General features: G+C 31.1%; 19 protein-coding genes and 5 tRNA genes. 3 read left to right on the top strand and 21 right to left on the bottom strand.

Annotated features, from left to right (window positions below; genetic code table 11):
• Nucleotides 1–61: 61 nt before the first annotated feature.
• The 21 genes from rpoB to Q0714_RS09645 all read right to left on the bottom strand — a co-directional run bounded on the left by rpoB (nucleotide 62) and on the right by Q0714_RS09645 (nucleotide 15,367).
• Nucleotides 62–3,877 carry a DNA-directed RNA polymerase subunit beta gene (gene rpoB, locus Q0714_RS09745; protein ID WP_298264553.1) on the bottom strand — a complete coding sequence of 1,272 codons (3,816 nt, stop codon included), beginning with the start codon at nucleotides 3,875–3,877 and terminating at the stop codon, nucleotides 62–64.
• A gap of 119 nt (nucleotides 3,878–3,996) precedes the next feature.
• The gene (gene rplL / locus Q0714_RS09740; protein ID WP_298264552.1) at nucleotides 3,997–4,371 is read right to left on the bottom strand and encodes a 50S ribosomal protein L7/L12; all 375 of its coding nucleotides are present in this window, start codon (nucleotides 4,369–4,371) and stop codon (nucleotides 3,997–3,999) included.
• A gap of 42 nt (nucleotides 4,372–4,413) precedes the next feature.
• Nucleotides 4,414–4,932, bottom strand: a complete 519-nt coding sequence (rplJ, locus tag Q0714_RS09735) for a 50S ribosomal protein L10 (protein WP_298264551.1) — start codon at nucleotides 4,930–4,932, stop codon at nucleotides 4,414–4,416.
• Between the two features lie 22 nt (nucleotides 4,933–4,954).
• Nucleotides 4,955–5,644: a 50S ribosomal protein L1 gene (rplA, locus tag Q0714_RS09730; protein ID WP_298264549.1), complete on the bottom strand. Its 690-nt coding sequence runs from the start codon at nucleotides 5,642–5,644 to the stop codon at nucleotides 4,955–4,957.
• A 14-nt stretch (nucleotides 5,645–5,658) separates the two neighbouring features.
• The gene (gene rplK, locus Q0714_RS09725; protein ID WP_298264547.1) at nucleotides 5,659–6,102 is read right to left on the bottom strand and encodes a 50S ribosomal protein L11; all 444 of its coding nucleotides are present in this window, start codon (nucleotides 6,100–6,102) and stop codon (nucleotides 5,659–5,661) included.
• A 74-nt stretch (nucleotides 6,103–6,176) separates the two neighbouring features.
• Nucleotides 6,177–6,728 carry a transcription termination/antitermination protein NusG gene (gene nusG, locus Q0714_RS09720; protein WP_298264546.1) on the bottom strand — a complete coding sequence of 184 codons (552 nt, stop codon included), beginning with the start codon at nucleotides 6,726–6,728 and terminating at the stop codon, nucleotides 6,177–6,179.
• Between the two features lie 15 nt (nucleotides 6,729–6,743).
• On the bottom strand, nucleotides 6,744–6,932 hold the full coding sequence (gene secE, locus Q0714_RS09715; protein WP_298264545.1) for a preprotein translocase subunit SecE: 189 nt from the start codon (nucleotides 6,930–6,932) through the stop codon (nucleotides 6,744–6,746).
• Nucleotides 6,933–6,946: 14 nt separating this feature from the next.
• Nucleotides 6,947–7,019: transfer RNA gene (locus tag Q0714_RS09710), tRNA-Trp, on the bottom strand.
• A gap of 65 nt (nucleotides 7,020–7,084) precedes the next feature.
• Nucleotides 7,085–8,272, bottom strand: a complete 1,188-nt coding sequence (tuf, locus tag Q0714_RS09705; protein WP_298264543.1) for an elongation factor Tu — start codon at nucleotides 8,270–8,272, stop codon at nucleotides 7,085–7,087.
• A gap of 56 nt (nucleotides 8,273–8,328) precedes the next feature.
• Nucleotides 8,329–8,400, bottom strand: a tRNA-Thr gene (locus tag Q0714_RS09700).
• 8 nt (nucleotides 8,401–8,408) lie between these two features.
• Nucleotides 8,409–8,481 (bottom strand) — tRNA-Gly (locus tag Q0714_RS09695).
• Nucleotides 8,482–8,530: 49 nt separating this feature from the next.
• Nucleotides 8,531–8,611: transfer RNA gene (locus Q0714_RS09690), tRNA-Tyr, on the bottom strand.
• Nucleotides 8,612–8,633: 22 nt separating this feature from the next.
• Nucleotides 8,634–8,707: transfer RNA gene (locus tag Q0714_RS09685), tRNA-Thr, on the bottom strand.
• 97 nt (nucleotides 8,708–8,804) lie between these two features.
• Nucleotides 8,805–9,104: a ribosome-associated translation inhibitor RaiA gene (raiA, locus tag Q0714_RS09680; RefSeq protein WP_298264541.1), complete on the bottom strand. Its 300-nt coding sequence runs from the start codon at nucleotides 9,102–9,104 to the stop codon at nucleotides 8,805–8,807.
• Nucleotides 9,101–9,997, bottom strand: coding sequence for a tyrosine-type recombinase/integrase (locus Q0714_RS09675; RefSeq protein WP_298264540.1), 897 nt, complete (start codon nucleotides 9,995–9,997; stop codon nucleotides 9,101–9,103). Before Q0714_RS09675 ends, raiA begins: the two co-directional genes overlap by 4 nt.
• A 73-nt stretch (nucleotides 9,998–10,070) precedes the next feature.
• Nucleotides 10,071–10,268, bottom strand: coding sequence for a 30S ribosomal protein S21 (rpsU, locus tag Q0714_RS09670; RefSeq protein WP_298264538.1), 198 nt, complete (start codon nucleotides 10,266–10,268; stop codon nucleotides 10,071–10,073).
• Between the two features lie 93 nt (nucleotides 10,269–10,361).
• The gene (locus Q0714_RS09665) at nucleotides 10,362–11,519 is read right to left on the bottom strand and encodes an acyl-CoA dehydrogenase family protein (RefSeq protein WP_298264537.1); all 1,158 of its coding nucleotides are present in this window, start codon (nucleotides 11,517–11,519) and stop codon (nucleotides 10,362–10,364) included.
• A gap of 37 nt (nucleotides 11,520–11,556) precedes the next feature.
• A complete protein-coding gene (locus Q0714_RS09660; RefSeq protein ID WP_298264536.1) occupies nucleotides 11,557–12,420 on the bottom strand; it encodes a helix-hairpin-helix domain-containing protein in 864 nt (287 codons plus the stop codon).
• 6 nt (nucleotides 12,421–12,426) lie between these two features.
• On the bottom strand, nucleotides 12,427–14,031 hold the full coding sequence (locus Q0714_RS09655; RefSeq protein WP_298264534.1) for a sodium:alanine symporter family protein: 1,605 nt from the start codon (nucleotides 14,029–14,031) through the stop codon (nucleotides 12,427–12,429).
• A gap of 109 nt (nucleotides 14,032–14,140) precedes the next feature.
• Nucleotides 14,141–15,136, bottom strand: coding sequence for a TrkA family potassium uptake protein (locus Q0714_RS09650; RefSeq protein WP_298264532.1), 996 nt, complete (start codon nucleotides 15,134–15,136; stop codon nucleotides 14,141–14,143).
• Nucleotides 15,137–15,139: 3 nt separating this feature from the next.
• Nucleotides 15,140–15,367: a PspC domain-containing protein gene (locus Q0714_RS09645; RefSeq protein WP_298264531.1), complete on the bottom strand. Its 228-nt coding sequence runs from the start codon at nucleotides 15,365–15,367 to the stop codon at nucleotides 15,140–15,142.
• A 103-nt stretch (nucleotides 15,368–15,470) separates the two neighbouring features.
• On the opposite strand from Q0714_RS09645, the gene uvrA reads away from it, so the two are divergent.
• The 3 genes from uvrA to Q0714_RS09630 are packed head-to-tail and all read left to right on the top strand — an operon-like array spanning nucleotide 15,471 to nucleotide 21,885.
• Nucleotides 15,471–18,296: an excinuclease ABC subunit UvrA gene (gene uvrA, locus Q0714_RS09640; protein WP_298264530.1), complete on the top strand. Its 2,826-nt coding sequence runs from the start codon at nucleotides 15,471–15,473 to the stop codon at nucleotides 18,294–18,296.
• A gap of 60 nt (nucleotides 18,297–18,356) precedes the next feature.
• Nucleotides 18,357–19,067, top strand: a complete 711-nt coding sequence (locus tag Q0714_RS09635) for a TIGR00730 family Rossman fold protein (RefSeq protein ID WP_298264529.1) — start codon at nucleotides 18,357–18,359, stop codon at nucleotides 19,065–19,067.
• 13 nt (nucleotides 19,068–19,080) lie between these two features.
• Complete coding sequence (locus Q0714_RS09630; RefSeq protein ID WP_298264527.1) at nucleotides 19,081–21,885, top strand: aminopeptidase; 2,805 nt, start codon at nucleotides 19,081–19,083, stop codon at nucleotides 21,883–21,885.
• Nucleotides 21,886–21,957 lie beyond the last annotated feature (72 nt).

Below are 21,957 nucleotides of genomic sequence, written 5' to 3'. Positions count from 1 at the left end.
AAAATGTAAAAATATGATTACTTAGAAAGTTAAACCTTAACCGTCTAAGTAATCTTAGTTATTATTCCTCTAATCTAACGTCTAAGCCAAGTCCTCTTAACTCATGCATTAATACGTTAAATGATTCTGGTAATCCTGGCTCAGGCATTGAATCACCTTTAACAATAGCTTCATATGTTTTTGCTCTACCTAGAACATCGTCAGATTTTACTGTTAAAATTTCACGTAATGTACTTGATGCTCCATAAGCTTCAAGTGCCCATACCTCCATCTCTCCAAAACGTTGACCTCCAAATTGAGCTTTACCTCCTAATGGTTGTTGTGTTATTAAAGAGTATGGTCCAATAGAACGTGCGTGCATTTTATCATCAATCATATGACCTAATTTAATCATATAAATTACACCTACAGTTGCTGGTTGATCAAAACGTTCTCCTGTTCCTCCATCATATAAATATGTATGACCGTATTGAGGAACTCCTGCTTCATCAGTTAACTTTGTTATTTGATCAATAGTTGCACCATCAAAAATTGGAGTGGCATATTTTTGATCTAATTTTTGACCAGCCCATCCAAGAACCGTCTCATAAATTTGACCAATATTCATACGAGAAGGTACTCCTAATGGATTTAATACAATATCTACTGGTGTTCCATCTTCTAAGAAAGGCATATCTTCTTGACGAACAATACGGGCAACAATACCTTTGTTTCCGTGACGTCCTGCCATTTTATCACCTACTTTTAATTTACGTTTTTTAGCAATATAAATTTTTGCTAATTTTAAAATTCCTGCTGGTAATTCATCTCCAACTGAAACTGTAAATTTCTCACGACGTAACGACCCTTGTAAATCATTTACTTTTATCTTGTAATTGTGAATTAATTCATTTACAAGTGAGTTTATGTGATCATCTGTAGTCCAAACTCCTTTTGTTAAATAAATAAAATCAGGTACTGCGTTTAACATTTTTAATGTAAACTTCTTTCCTTTTTGAAGAATTTCTTCTCCTAAATCATTTTGTACACCTTGTGACGTTTTACCACTAATTAATGTAAATAGCTTTTCAATTAATATTGATCGTAACTCTTCTAATTTAGCAGTATATTTACTTTCTAAGTTGGCTATACTAACTTTATCTTTAGCTCTTTTAGATTTATCTTTTACAGCGCGTTCAAATAATTTTTTATCAATAACAACACCTCTTAAAGATGGAGAAGCTTTTAATGATGCATCTTTTACATCTCCAGCTTTATCACCAAATATTGCTCTTAATAATTTTTCTTCTGGTGTTGGATCTGATTCTCCTTTTGGTGTAATTTTACCTATTAAAATATCACCAGGTTTTACCTCAGCACCAATACGAATCATTCCGTTTTCATCTAAATCTTTTGTAGCTTCTTCTGAAACGTTAGGAATATCGTTTGTTAATTCTTCTGCTCCTAATTTTGTATCTCTTACTTCTAAAGAATACTCATCAATATGAATAGATGTAAAAATATCTTCTTTTACAACTTTTTCAGAAATTACAATTGCATCCTCAAAATTATACCCTTTCCAAGGCATAAAGGCTACTTTCATATTTCTACCTAAAGCTAATTCACCTTTTTGGGTAGCATAACCTTCACAAAGTACTTGACCTTCTTCAACTCTATCTCCTTTTTTAACAATTGGTTTTAGGTTAATTGAGGTTCCTTGGTTGGTTTTTCTAAACTTAATTAAATCATATGTTTTGCTATCTCCATCAAAGCTTACCATATGATCTTCTTCAGATTTATCGTATTTAATTTTAATGGTATTTGCATCAACATATTCTACAACTCCATCTCCTTCAGCATTCATTAAAATTCTGGAATCTTTAGCAACTCTTCTTTCTAAACCAGTACCAACAATTGGAGATTCTGGTCTTAATAATGGAACTGCTTGACGCATCATATTCGACCCCATTAATGCACGGTTGGCATCATCATGTTCTAAGAATGGAATTAATGACGCAGAAATTGATGCAATTTGGTTTGGAGCAACATCCATATAGTTAACCTTTTCAGGTTCTACTACAGGATAATCTGCTTCTTCACGAACAATTACTTTATCATTAACAAACTTACCATTTTCATCTAAAGGAAGGTTTGATTGCGCAAACTTCATTCCTTCTTCTTCTTCTGCGCTTAAGTATCTAGGCTCATCGGTAATGTTAACATTTCCTTCTTTTACTTCTCTATAAGGAGTTTCTATAAATCCTAAATTATTCACTTTTGCAAAAACAGCCAATGAAGATATTAAACCAATATTTGGTCCTTCAGGAGTTTCAATTGGACATAAACGTCCGTAATGTGTATAGTGAACATCTCGTACCTCAAACCCAGCTCTTTCACGGGATAAACCTCCAGGTCCTAATGCAGATAATCTTCTTTTGTGAGTTATTTCAGCTAATGGATTTGTTTGATCCATAAATTGAGATAACTGGTTTGTTCCAAAGAACGAATTAATTACCGATGATAAAGTTTTAGCATTGATCAAATCAATGGGCGTAAACACCTCATTATCACGAACATTCATACGCTCACGAATGGTACGAGCCATACGAGACAATCCTACACCAAACTGACTAGCTAATTGTTCGCCAACAGTACGTACACGACGATTAGAAAGGTGGTCAATATCATCTACTTCAGCTTTAGAATTAACTAACTTAATTAAATTTTTGATAATTGTAATAATATCAACTTTAGTTAAAACTTTTTGATCGATATCTTCGTTAAGTCCAAGTTTTTTATTCATTCTGTAACGTCCAACTTCACCTAAATTGTAACGTTGTTCAGAAAAGAACAATTTATCAATAATACCTTTAGCTGTTTCAAAATCTGGCGGTTCAGCATTACGTAATTGTCTGTAAATATGCTCAACAGCTTCTTTTTCAGAGTTTGTTGGATCTTTTTGTAAGGTATTGTGTATAATGGCATAATCGGCCATTTCATTGTCTTCTTTATGAAGCAATATAGTTTTTGAGCCAGATTCAATAATCTCCTCAATTTGTTCTTTTTCTAAAATAGTATCTCTATCTAATACTATTTCATTTCTTTCAATAGAAACTACTTCACCAGTATCTTCATCCACAAAATCTTCAAACCAAGTTTTTAAAACACGGGCTGCTAATTTTCTACCTAATACTTTTTTAAGTCCACTTTTTGAAACTTTAACTTCTTCAGCCAAGTTAAATATTTCAAGAATATCTTTATCTCTTTCGTAACCAATAGCTCTAAATAATGTGGTTACAGGTAATTTTTTCTTTCTATCAATATAAGCATACATTACTTGATTGATATCTGTTGCAAACTCTATCCAAGAACCTTTAAAAGGAATTACTCTAGCTGAATATAATTTAGTTCCGTTTGCGTGGAACGACTGTCCAAAGAATACTCCTGGTGAACGGTGTAGCTGAGATACTACAACTCTTTCAGCACCATTTATAACGAAAGTACCACTGTTAGTCATATAAGGAATTGTACCTAAATATACATCTTGTACGATAGTTTCAAAATCTTCGTGCTCAGGATCAGTACAGTACAATTTTAAGCGTGCCTTTAAAGGAACACTATAGGTTAATCCTCTTTCAATACATTCTTGTATAGAATATCTTGGTGGATCAACAAAGTAATCAATAAACTCTAACACAAATTGGTTACGAGTATCTGAAATTGGGAAGTTGTCAAGGAAGGTTTTATATAATCCTTCGGTACTTCGTTCGTCAGCTTTAGTTTTTAATTGGAAAAAATCTTGAAACGATTTTACCTGAATATCTAAAAAATCAGGATATTCAGTTACCAATTTAGCTGATGCAAAGTTTATTCTTTCGGTGAATTTTTTTGTGGCCAATGGACAAAAACTTTAGGTTAAAAAACTATTAAAATATAAGAACGAATATATACGCAAAATGGTTTAGGTCTAAGGGTATCCCCAGACCTAAACCTTAAATTGTTTTAGCTGTTGAAAGCTTATTTAAGCTCAACCTCTGCTCCAGCTTCTTCTAATGAAGCTTTTAATCCTTCAGCTTCGTCTTTAGAAATTCCTTCTTTGATTGGTGCTGGCGCGCTATCAACGATACCTTTAGCTTCTTTTAATCCTAAACCAGTTAATTCTTTAACTAATTTAACAACTGCTAATTTTGAACTACCTGCTGCTTTTAAAATTACATCAAATTCTGATTTTTCTTCAGCTGCTGCTTCTCCACCTGCTGCTGGACCTGCAACTGCTACTGCTGCTGCTGCTGGTTCAATACCGTATTCGTTTTTTAAAATATCAGCTAACTCGTTTACTTCTTTAACTGTTAAGTTAACAAGTTGTTCTGCGAAATCTTTTAAATCTGCCATTTCTCTTTGTTTAAATTTTATTATATTAGTTTATTAGTGCGCTTATTCTTTTTCTGATAAAGTTTTTAGAATACCTGATAATTTACTTCCTCCAGACTGTAATGCTGAAATAACATTTTTAGCTGGTGATTGTAATAATGTAATGATATCTCCAATAACCTCTTCTTTAGATTTAATGTTAACTAGTGAATCTAATTGGTCATCACCAATATAAATTGCCTCTTCAACATAAGCTCCTTTTAATAAAGGTTTGTTTGATTTCTTACGGAATTCTTTAATTAATTTTGCTGGCGCATTACCTGTTTCTGAAAACATTAAAGAAGTATTTCCTTTTAATGTAGATGGTAAGTCACCAAAATCTTTATCAGATTTTTCCATTGCTTTTGAAAGCAATGTATTTTTAACAACTGCCAGTTTTATATTTGCTTTAAAACATGCTCTACGTAAATTAGAGGTGTCTAAAGCATTTAAACCAGAAATATCTGCTAAGTAGATAATGTTTCCATCAGTTAACTGTGTTGTTAAAGCTTCGATTACTTGTGATTTTTCTTCTCTCGTCATAATTACTAAGTTTTAACTTTAATTAAACTGATTTTGGATCTATACCTACTCCAGGACTCATAGTACTTGACATAAAAATACTTTTAATATAAGTTCCTTTTGCAGCTGTTGGTTTTAACTTTATTAAAGTTTGAATTAATTCATTTGCATTTTCAGCAATTTTATTAACGTCAAATGATGCTTTACCAATTGCAGCATGTATAATACCTGTTTTATCAACTTTAAAGTCAATTTTACCAGCTTTTACTTCTGTTACTGCTTTTGCCACATCCATAGTTACAGTACCTGTTTTTGGGTTAGGCATTAACCCTCTAGGACCTAATATACGTCCTAACGGTCCTAATTTACCCATAACACTCGGCATTGTAATTATTACGTCAACATCAGTCCATCCTTCTTTAATTTTTTGAAGGTATTCATCTAACCCAACATAATCAGCACCTGCTGCAGTAGCATCTGCTTCTTTATCTGGAGTTACTAATGCTAAAACTTTAACATCTTTACCTGTTCCGTGAGGTAATGTTACTACCCCTCTAACCATTTGATTAGCTTTACGAGGATCTACTCCTAACTTAACAGCTAAATCAATAGATGCATCAAAATTTACACTAGTAATTTCTTTTACTAAAGCAGAAGCATCTTTTAAAGAATATGCTTGAGTTTTATCAACTTTAGCATGTGCTTCCTTTTGCTTTTTAGTTAATTTTGCCATTTTTAATAACTGTTTTATTGTTTTACTGGAGCTTCTCCTTTTACTCTAATACCCATTGATCGTGCCGTACCCGCCATCATTAACATAGCTGATTCTACTGTAAAAGCATTTAAATCTGCCATTTTATCTTCAGCAATCACTTTCAATTGATCCCAAGTAACTGTAGCTACTTTATTACGATTAGGCTCAGAAGAACCTTTTTTTACTTTAGCTGCTTCTAAAATTTGCACAGCTGCTGGTGGAGTTTTAACAACAAAGTCGAAAGATTTATCCTTGTATACAGTAATTGCAACTGGTAAAACTTTTCCTTGTTTGTCTTGAGTTCTAGCATTAAATTGCTTACAGAACTCCATAATGTTAACTCCGGCAGCACCTAAAGCAGGTCCAACTGGTGGTGATGGATTTGCAGCACCTCCACGAACTTGTAATTTTACTACTTTACTAACTTCTTTTGCCATTTTTTAATCTTAAATTAGATATTACACATTATTTGGAAGCGATATGTAATACCACAAATTATATTATGTAACAATTATGAAATTTTTTCAACTTGCATATAACTTAGTTCTAATGGTGTTTTTCTTCCGAAAATTTTAACCATTACTTCAAGTTTACGCTTTTCTTCATTTATTTTTTCTATAGTACCATCAAAACCATTAAATGGTCCATCAATTACTTTAACTGTTTCTCCTACTACATATGGTATTGCAACATTATCATTTTGAACTGATAACTCATCAACTTTACCTAACATACGGTTGATTTCAGATTTTCTCATTGGAACAGGATCTCCTCCTTTAACTTCTCCTAAAAACCCAATAACACCAGGAATAGATTTAATTATATGTGGTAATTCTCCACTCAAGTTAGCTTCAATCATAACATAACCTGGAAAGTAAACTCTTTCTTTATTTATTTTCTTTCCATTACGTACTTGAATTACTTTTTCTGTAGGCACTAAAACTCTATCAACATAATCAGTCATTCCCAAACGAGCAATTTCATTTTCAATATAAGATTTTACCTTATTTTCTTGCCCACCAATAGCTCTAACTACGTACCACTTTTTAACAGAATCAGTCATAATAACTTTTTATAATTAAAATAGTTTAAAATACTCCGTCAAACCTGTTTGAAAAACTTTATCTACAAGAAATACTGCCAATGCAAATAAAACTGTAAAAATAGCAACAACTACTGTAGATTTTTGAGCTTCTTCCCAAGAAATCCAAGATACTTTATTGCGTAACTCTTCAAATGAGTCTTTAATATATTTAACTAAATTCATTTTTTCAAATTTTGCACGGGTGGAGAGGCTCGAACTCCCGACACCTGGTTTTGGAGACCAGTGCTCTACCAACTGAGCTACACCCGTAAACATAAGGTGCTCCTCTAAAAAGAAGCACCTATGATTTTATTTTATAACAAAGGTGTATCAGATTAATCTAATAATTCAGTTACCTGACCTGCACCTACTGTTCTACCACCTTCACGGATTGCAAAACGTAAACCTACGTTTAATGCAATTGGTTGGTGTAAATCTACAGTAATAGTTAAGTTATCACCTGGCATTACCATTTCAACTCCATCAGGTAAGTTAATAGTACCTGTTACGTCAGTTGTACGTACGTAAAACTGTGGACGATAGTTGTTGTGGAATGGAGTGTGACGTCCACCTTCTTCTTTTTTAAGGATATAAACCTCAGCTTTAAATTTAGCATGTGGAGTAACTGATTTTGGCTTACAAATTACCATACCTCTACGAATATCTTCTTTTGCAATACCTCTTAATAAGATACCTACGTTATCTCCAGCTTCACCTCTATCTAATATTTTACGGAACATTTCAACTCCAGTAATAGTAGAAGTTAATTTTTCAGCACCCATACCAATAATATCAACAGGATCTCCAGTATTAGCCACACCAGTTTCAATACGACCAGTTGCTACAGTACCACGACCAGTAATTGAGAATACATCTTCAATTGGCATTAAGAAATCTTTATCAACATCACGCTTTGGTAATTCAATCCAGTTATCAACTGCATCCATTAACTCCATAATTTTCTCAACCCATTTAGGCTCTAAATTTAAACCACCTAAAGCAGATCCTTGAATTACAGGAGTATTATCACCATCATATTCGTAGAATGATAATAAATCTCTAATTTCCATCTCTACTAATTCTAGTAACTCTTCATCATCAACCATATCCACTTTATTCATGAATACAACTAATCTTGGAATACCTACCTGACGACCTAATAAGATATGCTCTCTTGTTTGAGGCATTGGACCATCAGTTGCAGCTACTACTATAATAGCACCATCCATTTGAGCAGCACCAGTTACCATGTTCTTTACGTAATCCGCGTGACCTGGACAGTCAACGTGAGCATAGTGACGGTTAGCTGTTTGATATTCTACGTGAGCAGTATTAATTGTAATACCTCTTTCTTTTTCCTCAGGTGCATTATCGATTTGATCGAAATCTTTTACTTCAGAAAGTCCTTTCTCTGCTAATACAACAGTAATAGCAGCTGTTAAGGTTGTTTTACCGTGATCAACGTGTCCAATAGTACCAATGTTTAAATGTGGTTTCGAACGATCGAAGGTTTCTTTAGCCATAATTATTAATTTTTAAATCTTAGTTATATATAGTGTTAAATTCAATTCTTTACTTGAGCCAATGACGGGATTTGAACCCGTGACCTCTTCCTTACCAAGGAAACGCTCTACCCCTGAGCTACACCGGCCAAAAAAGAGCGAGAGACCGGGCTCGAACCGGCGACAGTCAGCTTGGAAGGCTGAAGCTCTACCAACTGAGCTACTCTCGCAATAATTTTTTCAAATCATCATTGGTAATAATTTCTTATTACTTTTTTGTGGTGAGAGGAGGATTCGAACCTCCGAAGCTTGCGCAGCAGATTTACAGTCTGCCCTCGTTGGCCACTTGAGTATCTCACCATTTTAATTTTTCAAAGACCTGAGCCGATGGAGGGACTCGAACCCACGACCTGCTGATTACAAATCAGCTGCTCTAGCCAGCTGAGCTACATCGGCATTTTACTCCACAAAAGAAGTCCGCTATTTCTAACGGACTGCAAATGTATTAAAGTTTTATTTTTAAACAAAACTTTTCTAATTATTTTTTAATAATTTATTTAGCACTTACTTTCTCTTTCATTTTAATTAAAGTTCGCTTTAAAGAATCAACAGCTAATGAAGTTCCTTCTTCAAAAGTTTTACATTGTTTTTTTACTACCATATCATTCCCTGGTACATTCAATTTTATATCTACTGTTTTATTTTCTTTTTCGCTGGTTTGTTGTACCTTTAAAAACACTTCACAATCTACTATTCTATCATAATATTTTTCTAAATTATTTACTTTTTTCTCAATAAATTCGATAAGCTTCTTATCTGCATTAAAATTAACCGACTGTACATATACTTTCATAAGAAATTAGTTTTTTTGCTCCTTGGGTGAGCTTGGTTATATACTTCTTTTAACTTACCCAAACTACTGTGGGTATATACTTGTGTTGACGCTAAACTAGAATGCCCAAGTAATTCTTTAACCGAGTTTAAATCTGCGCCTTCATCTAATAGGTGTGTTGCAAAAGAATGCCTAATAATATGTGGGCTCTTTTTAACTTTTGACGACACACAACTAAAATAATTATTTATTATACGATACACAAGTGTATCATAAATTTTTTTACTTTTTTTTGTAAGAAATAAATAAGCTTCTTTTTTAGTTAGCTCTTCTCTTAAAATAATATATTTTTTTAAGGATTCTTTTACTGATTTTAACAACGGAATATAACGTTCTTTATTTCTTTTTCCTAATACTTTAACAGTATCATTAACAAAGTCAATATCTGTTATTTTAATATTAGTCAATTCGCTTCTTCTTATCCCTGTTGAATAAAATAATTCGACTATTACTTTATTTCTAACAGTTTCAAAATCAACCACACCAACATCAAAATTTATAACATCTGAAATTTCCTTTTTTGAAAAAGGAACTTGAACTTGCTTTGCAACTTTTAAAGCCTGATGCTTTTGAAGTGGATTTACCTTTATTTGGCTTGTTTTTAAAAGGAATTTATAAAATGATTTTAAGGAAGAAATTTTTCTATTTATAGTTCTATTTGAAATGTTCAATTCCACTAAACTTACAATCCAACTTCTAATTTGAGCGTAATTTACAGATGTAATATTACTAGAATGAAATTCTTTTTCGCAAAACTGTTGAAAAGTACAAAGGTCATTTTTATAGGCTGTAACCGTATGTTCTGAGTATTTTTTTTCTAAAGATAGGTATTTTAAAAAGGAAGTTATAGGCATAAAAAAACCGTTAGCACACAAATTTACGAATTGTTATTTGCATTTACTAACGGTTTAGTATTTTAATCAAAAATTAACCTTGCTCTTCTGCTGTTCTTAATCTTTGAATATATTGAGCTTTTATGTTTTGCGCACGTTTTGTAACTGATGGCTTATTGAATTGTTTACGGTTACGTAAATTTTTCATTGTTTTAGTACGATCAAATTTTCTTTTATAACGTTTTAACGCTCTATCAATATTTTCTCCGTCTTTAACTGGTATGATTAACATATTTTAGCACCTCCTTTCAAACTGTTCTTTTTAAATTTTGGATTGCAAAGATACAAACAATTTAAATACCTACAATAAATAAATTTATTTTATTTAAGCTAATGGTTTGTATTCTTTTTTATCAATAATAATTTTAGCTATAATTTCGCGTAAAATTTCAGAAGTACCTCCTCCAATTGGTCCTAATCTACTATCTCTTAAAAGTCTTGCCATTGGATACTCTTCCATATATCCGTAACCTCCAAGTAGCTGCAAACAGTTATAAATTACTTCATCAGCAATTTTTGTAGATATTAGTTTAGACATACTCGCCTCCTTGACAACATATTGTCCCTTATTTAACCTTCTAACAACAGAATAATTAAACTCTTTACACATTTCAATTTCACTAGCCATATCTGCCACTTTATGTCGTAACGCTTGAAATTTATCAATTGTTTTTCCAAACGCCATTCTTTCAGACATATAATTTAGCGCATAATTTAATGCGTATTCTGCTCTTGCATGTGCATTTACTCCCATAATAACTCTTTCAGAAGCAAAGTGCTGCATAATATATCCAAACCCTTTCCCTTCTTCACCCAACATATTTTCTTTAGGGACTTTTACATTATCAAAAGCTATTTCTGCTGTATCAGATGCTTTCCACCCTAATTTGACTAGCGGAGTAGCCGAAAGACCAATAGATTGGCGATCAACTACAAAAATACTCATGCCTTTATTTCCTAGTTTAGGACTTGTTTTTGCAGCAACAACTAAATAATCTGAATAAACCCCATTGGTAATAAATGTTTTTGATCCATTTAAAATATAAGTATCTCCTTTTTTAGTCGCTGTAGTTCTCATAGCTGCTACATCTGAACCTCCAAAAGGTTCAGAAATACACAAACAACCTACTTTATCGCCTTGTATACTAGGTGCTAAATATTTTTCTTTTATTTTTTGACTTCCTTCAGCATTTAAATGCGTCATTGCCAAATAAACATGCGCCCACATAGCAGCAGCAACCCCTCCTGAATTTACTTTTTGTAATTCTTCTAAAAAAACTACCATATAAAATAGATCTAGATTTAGTCCTCCAAATTCTTCAGGATAACTCAACCCAAAATACCCCATTTCACCAAATTTTTTAAAAACCGTTTTATCTATAAAACCGTCTTTTTCCCATCTATCAACATTTGGTACTACTTCTTTTTGTAAAAAATCTCGAAAACTTTGTCGAAATACTTCGTGTTCTTCTGTAAAATACATATTTTGAGTTTCAGGCTTACCGAATTATTATAAAAATTTATTTAGCGTCCAAATATAAGGCTATTCTACTAAATTTTTCTAAAGGAAAACCATCTATTTTTTTCAACTCTTCAATAGACTGTATTTCAGCAACTTCATCTCTATAATTAAAAATCTTTTTAGTAAGCTCATAATCTAAGTATACAATTGCTAAAACTTCTTTAAACGTGGCTTGATTGATGTTAATTTTTTGAATGATTGGTTTTTCTCTAATTTCAAAATAATCAAAAATTTTACCAACCAATAACGAATCTAAATTCCACACTTCATATACTTGTTCATTCATTGAAAAACCTTTTAATTTAGTCCTATAACTAACTATTCGATTTGCAATTTTATCGCCAACTCCATAAATTATTTTAAAATCAGATACACTTGCTGTATTGATATTTTGCTTTTGAATTGGCTTTGATGTTACTTTAGTTGAATTTGTTTGTTGATTAGTTGTTACCCAACTTGGAAATTTAAAAAATGGACTTATATTTTTAAGCAAACTATCTGAAACTCCTGTTACTTTTTGAAACTCACCAGCTGAATTTACAAACTTCCCTTCAGCCCTAAATTTGAGCAGCTTATCAATTTCTTCAACACTCATCCCTAACTGATAGCCTTTAAAATCAGTTATATAATTGGGATTGAATGGATATATTTTAGGTTCTTTCTTTTTTAATTGAATTAATTTTAAAGAATCTAATTCTTTTTGAAAGTTTTGAACTTTATATTCTTTAAAATCTATTTTATCTGTTGAAGAAAAATCAACAAAAAAATAAATGAGTTGCAATAAAACGATCATAGTTAATAAAAAGAAAACCCCATTTCTTTGGCGTTTATTATACCAGAAATGGGATTTAAATATTTTCATAAAAGCTTATTTAATAAAGGTTAATTTTATTTTAAGCGCCTTTAAATATTTGATTAATTCTTTTCTAACTATTGGGAATAAGAATAGCAATCCTATCATATTTGGAAACACCAACGCTAAAATCATTGCATCGGAAAAAGCAAATACCGCTTGCATAGATGCAGCAGCACCTATAATAATAAAGGCAATAAATAACAATTTATAGGTCATATCTGCTGTTTTACTTTTTCCAAATAAAAATTTCCATGATTGCAAGCCGTAATATGACCAAGAAATCATTGTTGAAATAGCGAAAAGAACAACTGCTAAAGTTAACACATATGGAAACCATGGGATTACCGATTTAAATGCCATAGATGTTAAATTAACACCTCCAACAGAAACTCCATCAATAATAACATTCCCTGTTCCATCACCTCCATATACAAATAAGCCATCACTATTATAAAAAATAATAACTAAGGCTGTCATAGTACAAATTACAACTGTATCAATAAATGGTTCTAATAAGGAAACAATCCCTTCAGATGCTGGATATTTAGTTTTTACAGCTGAATGTGCAATTGCTGCAGATCCAGCACCAGCTTCATTAGAAAATACAGCTCTTCTAAAACCTGTGATTAACACTCCAAAAAAGCCACCTAAACCAGCACTTGGACTAAAAGCTTCTCTAAAAATTAGAGCTATGGCATCATCAATATAACTTGCGTGAGCAAACATTACTATTAAGCAAGCTAAAATATAAATTACCGCCATGAAAGGTACAATTTTTTCTGTAACAGAAGCTATTCTTTTGATTCCTCCAATAATCACAAATCCAACAACAATAGCAATCAACACACCAATTAAAGTTCCTGTGTACCCACCTTGCATTCCTAACATTGCAGATAATTGTTCTGCAGCTTGGTTGGCTTGTACAGCATTTCCTCCACCAAACGAAGCTCCCACACATAATATAGCAAATAAAACAGCCAATACTTTTCCAAAATTTTTAAACCCTCTCTCACTCATTCCTTTTGAAAGATAGTACATTGGCCCACCATAAACTGTTCCATCTGGACCAACATCTCTATATTTCACACCTAAAGTACATTCAACAAATTTGGTTGACATACTTAATAAGCCGGCAACAATCATCCAGAATGTAGCTCCAGGACCTCCAATTGAAATTGCTAAAGCTACCCCAGCAATATTACCTAACCCTACTGTACCCGAAACAGCTGTAGCCAAAGCTTGAAAATGACTCACTTCACCTTCCTTACTTTCATCTCTTATTGTATCTGGAATATCACCATCTACAATATTAATTTCAGCTTTTTCTACACCATGACCCTCAACTTCATCATATTTGCCCCTAACTACATTAATAGCTAAAGGAAATCTTCTAAGATTGATAAATCTAAAATAAATGGTAAAAAACAAAGCTCCTACAACAAGTAAAATAACAACTAAAGGAACTCCAGTACCAGGAACTACCCAAAACACTATTCCTTCCCATTTAGCAGTTATTGGTTCAAACCAATCGTTAATTTTTTCATCAATACCTTTTTCTTGAGCTTTAGTAATAAATGGCACTACTAAGAGTAGTAGTGATAGAAGTTTTTTGTTCATAATTACTGGTTAGTTTATAAAAGTGGATGCAATATGGCAAAAAAATGAGCTTACTACAAATTTTTAACAATAAACTTGTAAAGTTATCATTAACTAATAATCATGAAAATTATAAAATTTGACGAAGTTTCTGAATTTGATTTGGCCTGCCTAAAACAATCAGGTTAGAATTTTGTTTTAATATAGTTTCAGCTTCAGGATTTATAATGTATTCATTATCAGCTGTTTTAAAACCTATTACGTTACAACCTGTTTTTTTTCTTAAATCTAAATCTAAAATAGTTTTATTCAAATATTTTGATGGCAAGTCATTTATTGATATTTCTTCTAAATTAGCAGACTCATCATCTAAAAGTGTTAAACGATCCACAAATTCAACTAAATCTGGAGTAACCACCAAAGAGGCCATATGCATGCCCCCAATTTTATCTGGCATAATAATATTTGTTGCACCTGCAATTAATAGTTTTTTATAAGATGATTCGTTTGAAGCTCTACTTATTATGGTTAAATCTTTGCTTAATTGCCTTGCTGATAAAACTACAAACAAATTATCAGCATCAGATGGCAAGGCTGTTATTAAACTTTTAGCGTTTTGAATTGAAGCTTTCTGTAAAGCTTCATCATCGGTCGCATCACCTTCAATAAATAATATATTATCACGTTCTAACTCTTCTATAAGTTCTTTATCTTTTTCAATAACAACGCAAGGCATTTTAAAATTTTTCAATTTTATGGTTGCTTGCTTCCCATTTCTACCATAACCACATACAACGGTATGATTTTTTAAATTATCAATTTTTTGTTGCACTTTTTTATATTTTAAACGTTGAAGAATTTTTCCATTCGCTAAATATTCAGTCAAAGCCGAAACCGCATATCCATAAACAACAATACTAATTAAAATTAAAAATATAGTAAATATTTTTTCTGTATTATTTAAAGGATGTACTTCACCAAAACCTACCGTTGTCATTGTAATTATGGTCATATACAACGAGTTGATAAAAGTATCGTTTGAAATTAACATATAGCCTAACACCCCAATTGACATTACAATTAGTAACAATGATATTGAAATGTATAGTTTTGTTTTTTTCAACATATATTACAAATCAAAAACAGATTTTCGCTTAGTATAAATCATATCTTTTAAGCGTAATAAAAACGCTAGTGTTAAATAAATTCCGAAAGAAAATCCAAGGGTAACAAAAGAAATATAAATAAAAAACAAGCGCACATAAGAAACATTAATACCCAATCTATCCGCAAATCTCGAAGAAACTGCGAATCCATGTTTTTCAAAAAAATGTCTTATAGAATCAATCCACTTCAAAGGCTACAAATTTGAACGCAATATACTAATTTTCAAAATAAGAAATGAGTGTTAACTAAATTTTAGCTTCATTTTTTCTACCTTTGCAACTTTCCAAAAAATTATGAAAAAAAACGATGAGTATATTGAAATTCTAGGAGCAAGAGTTCATAATTTAAAAAATATTGACGTTCGTATTCCTAGAGAAAAACTAGTTGTTATTACTGGTTTAAGTGGTAGCGGAAAATCTTCATTAGCCTTTGATACTATTTATGCAGAAGGACAGCGAAGATATATTGAAACATTTTCAGCATATGCTCGACAATTTTTAGGAGGCTTAGAACGACCTGATGTTGATAAAATTGATGGACTTTCTCCAGTGATTTCTATTGAGCAAAAAACCACCAATAAAAGTCCACGTTCAACAGTTGGAACCATAACAGAAATATATGATTTCTTAAGATTGTTATACGCTCGTGCAGCTGATGCCTATTCTTACAACACCAATAAAAAAATGGTAAGCTATAGCAATGAACAGATAAAAGAACTTATTTTAAAAGAGTTTGATGGTAAAAAAATTGTAATTCTAGCTCCCATTATAAAATCTAGGAAAGGTCATTACAGAGAGCTTTTTGAACAAATTGCCAAACAAGGTTTTTTACGTGTGAGAGTTGATGGTGAGATAAAAGAAATTGAAAAAGGAATGCGTCTTGACCGTTATAAAACTCATGATATTGAAATTGTAATAGACCGATTATTAGTAAATTCATCTTCCTTAAAAAGACTGGAAGAAACTATTACCACCGCCCTATACTCTGGCGAAAATGTTTTAATGGTTTTGGAGCATAACACCAATACGCCTCGATATTTTAGTAGAGAATTAATGTGTCCAGATACCGGTATATCTTACCCAAACCCTGAACCAAATTCATTTTCTTTTAATTCACCTAAAGGAGCTTGTACAACCTGTAATGGATTAGGTAGAATTCATAAAGTTAATATTAAAAAAATAATTCCTAATCCTGAAATTTCAATTAGAAAAGGAGGAATTGCTCCTCTTGGTGAACAAAAAAATAGTTGGATTTTTAAACAATTACACTTAATTGCAGAACGCTATAAATTTCAATTAACAGATCCTATTTCAAAAATACCTAAAGAAGCTTTGGCTATTATTTTAAATGGCGGAAACGAAAAATTTGAAATTGCTTCAAAAACTATGGGGATAACTCGCACTTATGAAATTGATTTTGAAGGTATTACAAATTTTATTCAAAATCAATATTCAAATAGCGAATCTACTTCAATAAAAAGATGGGCGAATGATTTTATGGATGATGTTGTTTGCGACACTTGTTATGGAAATCGTTTAAAAAAAGAAGCTCTATATTTTAAAATCAATAAAAAAAATATTTCTGAACTTGCTCAGTTTGATATTACAGAACTCGCTAATTGGTTTTCTAAAATTGAAGAAAAACTATCTAAAAAACAACTTAAAATAGCTTCAGAAATTATTAAAGAAATTAGCACCCGAATTCAATTTTTATTAGATGTTGGTTTAGATTATTTAACGTTGGACAGAAGTTCAAAATCGCTTTCTGGAGGAGAAGCTCAACGAATTAGATTGGCCACTCAAATAGGCTCTCAATTAGTAGGAGTACTTTATATTTTAGATGAGCCTAGTATTGGTTTACATCAAAGAGATAATGAAAAATTAATAAAATCGCTATTAAATCTTAGAGATGTTGGAAACTCTGTTATTGTTGTTGAACACGATAAAGATATGATTGAACATGCTGATTTTGTACTTGATATTGGTCCAGGAGCTGGAAAACACGGAGGTGAAATTGTTAGCGAAGGAAGTTTTGAAGAATTAAAAACACATCACACGCTTACATCAGATTATTTGAATGGAAGCAAAAAAATTGAAATCCCTAAAAAAAGAAGAAAAGGAAATGGGAAAACAATTAAACTTAGCGGGGCTACAGGCAATAATTTAAAAAATATTACCGTAGAATTTCCTTTAGGAAAACTTATTTGTGTTACGGGGGTTTCAGGAAGTGGAAAATCTACTTTAATTAATGAAACCTTATACCCTATCTTAAACCATCATATTTATAGAGGTGTAAAAAAACCAATGCCTTACCAATCAATCAAAGGTTTGGAACATGTTGATAAAGTAATTGATATAGACCAATCTCCTATTGGTAGAACACCTCGATCAAATCCAGCAACTTATACAGGAGTTTTTAGTGAAATACGAAATTTATATGCAAAAACTAATGAGGCTACCATAAGAGGTTATAAGCCTGGAAGGTTTTCATTCAATGTTAAAGGAGGAAGGTGTGAAACATGTCAAGGTGGAGGCGTAAGAGTTATTGAAATGAATTTTTTACCTGATGTTCATGTAGAATGTGAAACCTGTCAAGGAAAAAGATTTAATAGAGAAACCCTTGAAATTCGCTACAAAGGAAAATCAATTTCAGACGTTTTAAACATGACTATTGAAGAAGCAGTTGATTTTTTCCAACACATCCCTAAAATTTACAGAAAACTAAAAACAATAAACAACGTTGGTTTAGGTTATATAACTTTAGGACAGCAATCAACTACCCTTTCTGGTGGAGAAGCTCAACGTATAAAATTAGCTGCAGAATTATCTAAAAGAGATACTGGAAATACTTTTTACATCCTTGATGAACCAACTACTGGCCTGCATTTTGAAGACATTAGAGTATTAATGGAAGTTTTAAATAAATTAGCAAATAAAGGAAATACCATTTTAGTAATTGAGCATAATTTAGATGTGATAAAACTTGCCGACCATATTATTGACATTGGAATGGAAGGTGGAAAAAAAGGTGGCGAGTTAATTTGTTTTGGAACACCAGAAGAAGTTAGTTTGAATAAATTTAGTTATACCGCCAAATTCTTAAAAAAAGAATTAAATTAGTCGCCAATACTTTTTTATAATTCCAAAAATCATTTTATTTATAAAGAAAATTAAGAGAATATGACTCCTAACGAAGATAGAAAAATACGAGAAAAATTTAAACAAAAAACTTGGAATGAAATTAAAACCAACGATTCTTGGGCTATTTTTAAAATTATGGCAGAATTTGTTGAAGGTTTTGAACGTTTAAGTAAAATTGGACCTTGTGTAAGTATTTTTGGTTCAGCAAGAACCAAACAAGATCATCATTATTATAAACTAGCAGAAAATATAGCTTACAAATTAACAAAGCACGGTTATGGAGTAGTTACTGGTGGAGGGCCTGGAATTATGGAAGCTGGTAACAGAGGGGCAAACAGAGGAAAAGGAACCTCTGTTGGATTAAATATTGAACTCCCTTTTGAACAACATGACAACCCCTATATTGATGCTGATAAAAGTTTAGATTTTGATTACTTTTTTGTTAGAAAAGTAATGTTTGTAAAATACTCACAAGGGTTTGTAGTTATGCCTGGTGGCTTTGGAACTATGGACGAATTATTTGAGGCAATCACACTTATTCAAACCAAAAAAATAGGAAAATTTCCAATAATTTTAGTTGGAAGAAAGTTTTGGGCTGGTTTATTTGATTGGATAAAAAACACTTTAATTGATGAAGGGAATATTAGCCCTAAAGATTTAGATTTAATTTCACTTGTAGATACTGAAGAAGAAGTATTAGAAGTTATTGATACATTCTATAAAAAATATAGTTTAAGTCCTAACTTTTAAAAACCTCCCTCTTTTGAAAAAGCAATTATTTTTAATTTTATGTTTGGTTTGTTTGAATACTTTGTATTCTCAAACTAATACTATAAAAATAAATGCCATTTTCAACCCTTATGATAAAGAACTTAGAATTCAACAAAGCATAACGTATTACAATAACTCTGGTGAAATTTTAAATGAAATATATCTTCATAATTGGCCAAATGCTTATAAAGATAAAAATACACCCTTAGCAAAACGATTTATTGAAAACTATTCTAAATCATTTCATTTCGCTAATGAAAAACATCGAGGGCATACCAATATTAAAAGTATTTCTGTTGATTATGAATTGAGCAATTGGGAAACATCAGAAAATCAACCTGATATTATTAAAATTAGCTTAAAAGAACCTCTTCATTTAAACGGATCGGTAAAAATTAACGCAACTTACACGGTAAAAATACCCAAAGATAAATTTACAAATTATGGTGTAGATATATATACTTATAATTTGCGCTACTGGTATTTAGCACCTGCAATTTATAACAATGGATGGAAAACTTACAGTAATTTGGATATGGACGATTTGTATATTGATTATTCCAATTACGAAATTGATTTATTAACTCCTTTTGATTATGTAGTTAATACTGATTTAGAAACCACACTAAGCGTTAAAAAAAATATTAATGTTTATAAATTAACTGGAAAACACAAGTTAGATATGGAATTAAATATCAGTTCTCAAAATGACTTTATTCAGTTCAATACCAGTCCTGTTTCAATTATTACAAATTTAAATTCTGAAAAATTAAACAATACTGTTCAAACAGATATATTAAATAGAGAACTCGCTTTTATCGAATCTTATTTAGGTAAGTTTCCGCATCAAAAATTGCTTGTCAATAAAATTGAATACGATAAAAACCCTGTGTATGGATTTAACCAATTACCTTCCTTTTTAGCTCCTTATGCAGATAATTTTGAGTGGGACATCAAACTCTTCAAAGTAATATCTAAAAAATACATTGATCAACTTTTTTTATTTAACATGAGAGAAGATGCCTGGTTAGCTGATGGACTACAAACTTATTTAATGCTCAAATATGTTGAAAAATATTACCCAGAAATAAAAGCTATAGGAACTGTTTCTAAAATTTGGGGCATAAGAAATTTTAACTTAGCTAAAATTTCATTTAATCAAAAATACCCTTTTGTTTATCAATTTGCTGCTCGAAAAAACTTAGATCAAGCATTAACAACTCAAGCAGATTCATTATCAAACTTTAACAGAAAAATAGTAAATAAATATAAAGCTGGACTAGGCTTACAATATTTAGAAAATTTTGTTGGAGATTCAATAATTACAAATGCCATAAAAAATTACTCCAAAAAATATACTGGAAAAATGACAACAAGTCTATTGTTTTTTAACGAAATTAATACCGAAAAAAATATTGACTGGTTTAAAAATGATTATATAAAAACCAATAAAAAAGTTGACTATACTATTCAAAAAGTGAAAGAGAAAAACGATTCGCTTGAAATTACTATTTTTAACAAACGAAATTTTACCACACCTATTCAGCTTTATGGGATTAAAGATGATGAAATAAAGTATAAAAAATGGTTAATTGATATTGACTCAATAAAAAAAATAACCATTCCAAAAGATGGTTTTAATCGTATTTCATTAAATTATGAATCACTTTTACCTGAATATAATTTAAGAAATAACTGGAAAAATATTGACAAAAAAATATTTAACAGACCTCTTCAATTAAAATTTTTAAAAGATATTGAAAACCCTTATTATAATCAGTTTTTTTACACCCCAGTTGCAAGGTATAATTATTATGACGGATTAGTATTAGGGCTTGCCATATCTAATAAAACACTTTTACGAAAAAGTTTTAATTACAAAGTAACCCCTTCATATAGTACCAAAAGTAATTCATTTTCAGGCTCCTTTGCTTTTCAATATGAATACTTGCCAGAAAATAAAAAAATTGAAAAATTTTCTGCAGGTATAACTGGAGTTAGCTATCACTACGCTGAAAATTTAACCTATAATACTTTAACAAACTATGCATTATTAGAGTTTAAAAGAAAAAATTTAAGAGATGTTGAAAGCAAAGTTTTAGGAGCTTCATATACAGTTATAGACAGGGAAAAAACACCTACTTTAGATCAACATCCCGAAACCAATAAATACAATGTATTTAATTTTGGTTTTGGATATTCCAAACCAGGTATTATAAATGATGTTCGCTTTTCAACAAATATGCAAGTAGCTAATAAATTTAGCAAAGTATCACTTACAGGTCAATATAGAGTCTTGACGGATGCTAATAGACAGTTTGATTTCAGATTTTTTGCTGGCGCATTTTTAACTAATAAAACCGAAACTAACTTTTTTGATTTTGCTTTAGATAGACCAACAGATTATTTATTTCAATACGATTATTTAGGTAGATCTGAAACCACAGGTATTCTTAGTCAGCAAATAATTATTAATGAAGGAGGATTTAAATCTAAACTCCCAGTTGCATATGCAAACCAATGGTTAAGCACTATAAACACTAGCGTAGGATTATGGAGATGGCTTGAGGTTTATAACGATATAGGTTTTGTAAAAAACAAAGGGAAAAGTGCTTATTTTGCTTATGAGAATGGAATACGTCTTAATTTTGTACCTGATATTTTAGAAGTTTATTTTCCTTTCTATTCCAATTTAGGGTGGGAAATTACCGACCCTAGCTATAGCTCTAAAATTAGATTTGTTTTAGTAATTAAACCTAAAAAAATATACAATTTTATTAGAAGAGGTTTCTACTAACTTTTAAAATAATCTTTTATTTTTTTAAAAGTCATTAAACATATCTTAATTTTTATGATATATTCTCAATAT

Source organism: uncultured Lutibacter sp. (assembly GCF_947493565.1).
Classification (GTDB): Bacteria; Bacteroidota; Bacteroidia; order Flavobacteriales; family Flavobacteriaceae; genus Lutibacter; species Lutibacter aestuarii.
Note: the sequence above shows the minus strand (reverse complement) of the source record. Positions and strands in the feature narration are given on the sequence as shown.

Coding starts and splice junctions, on each gene's coding strand:
- rplL (WP_298264552.1), bottom strand. CDS start 4,371: ATGGCAGATTTAAAAGATTTCGCAGAACAACTTGTTAACTTAACAGTT.
- rplJ (WP_298264551.1), bottom strand. CDS start 4,932: ATGACGAGAGAAGAAAAATCACAAGTAATCGAAGCTTTAACAACACAG.
- rplA (WP_298264549.1), bottom strand. CDS start 5,644: ATGGCAAAATTAACTAAAAAGCAAAAGGAAGCACATGCTAAAGTTGAT.
- rplK (WP_298264547.1), bottom strand. CDS start 6,102: ATGGCAAAAGAAGTTAGTAAAGTAGTAAAATTACAAGTTCGTGGAGGT.
- nusG (WP_298264546.1), bottom strand. CDS start 6,728: ATGACTGATTCTGTTAAAAAGTGGTACGTAGTTAGAGCTATTGGTGGG.
- secE (WP_298264545.1), bottom strand. CDS start 6,932: ATGAATTTAGTTAAATATATTAAAGACTCATTTGAAGAGTTACGCAAT.
- tuf (WP_298264543.1), bottom strand. CDS start 8,272: ATGGCTAAAGAAACCTTCGATCGTTCGAAACCACATTTAAACATTGGT.
- raiA (WP_298264541.1), bottom strand. CDS start 9,104: ATGAAAGTATATGTACAGTCGGTTAATTTTAATGCAGATAAGAAGCTT.
- Q0714_RS09675 (WP_298264540.1), bottom strand. CDS start 9,997: ATGCCTATAACTTCCTTTTTAAAATACCTATCTTTAGAAAAAAAATAC.
- rpsU (WP_298264538.1), bottom strand. CDS start 10,268: ATGTTAATCATACCAGTTAAAGACGGAGAAAATATTGATAGAGCGTTA.
- Q0714_RS09665 (WP_298264537.1), bottom strand. CDS start 11,519: ATGTATTTTACAGAAGAACACGAAGTATTTCGACAAAGTTTTCGAGAT.
- Q0714_RS09660 (WP_298264536.1), bottom strand. CDS start 12,420: ATGAAAATATTTAAATCCCATTTCTGGTATAATAAACGCCAAAGAAAT.
- Q0714_RS09655 (WP_298264534.1), bottom strand. CDS start 14,031: ATGAACAAAAAACTTCTATCACTACTACTCTTAGTAGTGCCATTTATT.
- Q0714_RS09650 (WP_298264532.1), bottom strand. CDS start 15,136: ATGTTGAAAAAAACAAAACTATACATTTCAATATCATTGTTACTAATT.
- uvrA (WP_298264530.1), top strand. CDS start 15,471: ATGAAAAAAAACGATGAGTATATTGAAATTCTAGGAGCAAGAGTTCAT.
- Q0714_RS09635 (WP_298264529.1), top strand. CDS start 18,357: ATGACTCCTAACGAAGATAGAAAAATACGAGAAAAATTTAAACAAAAA.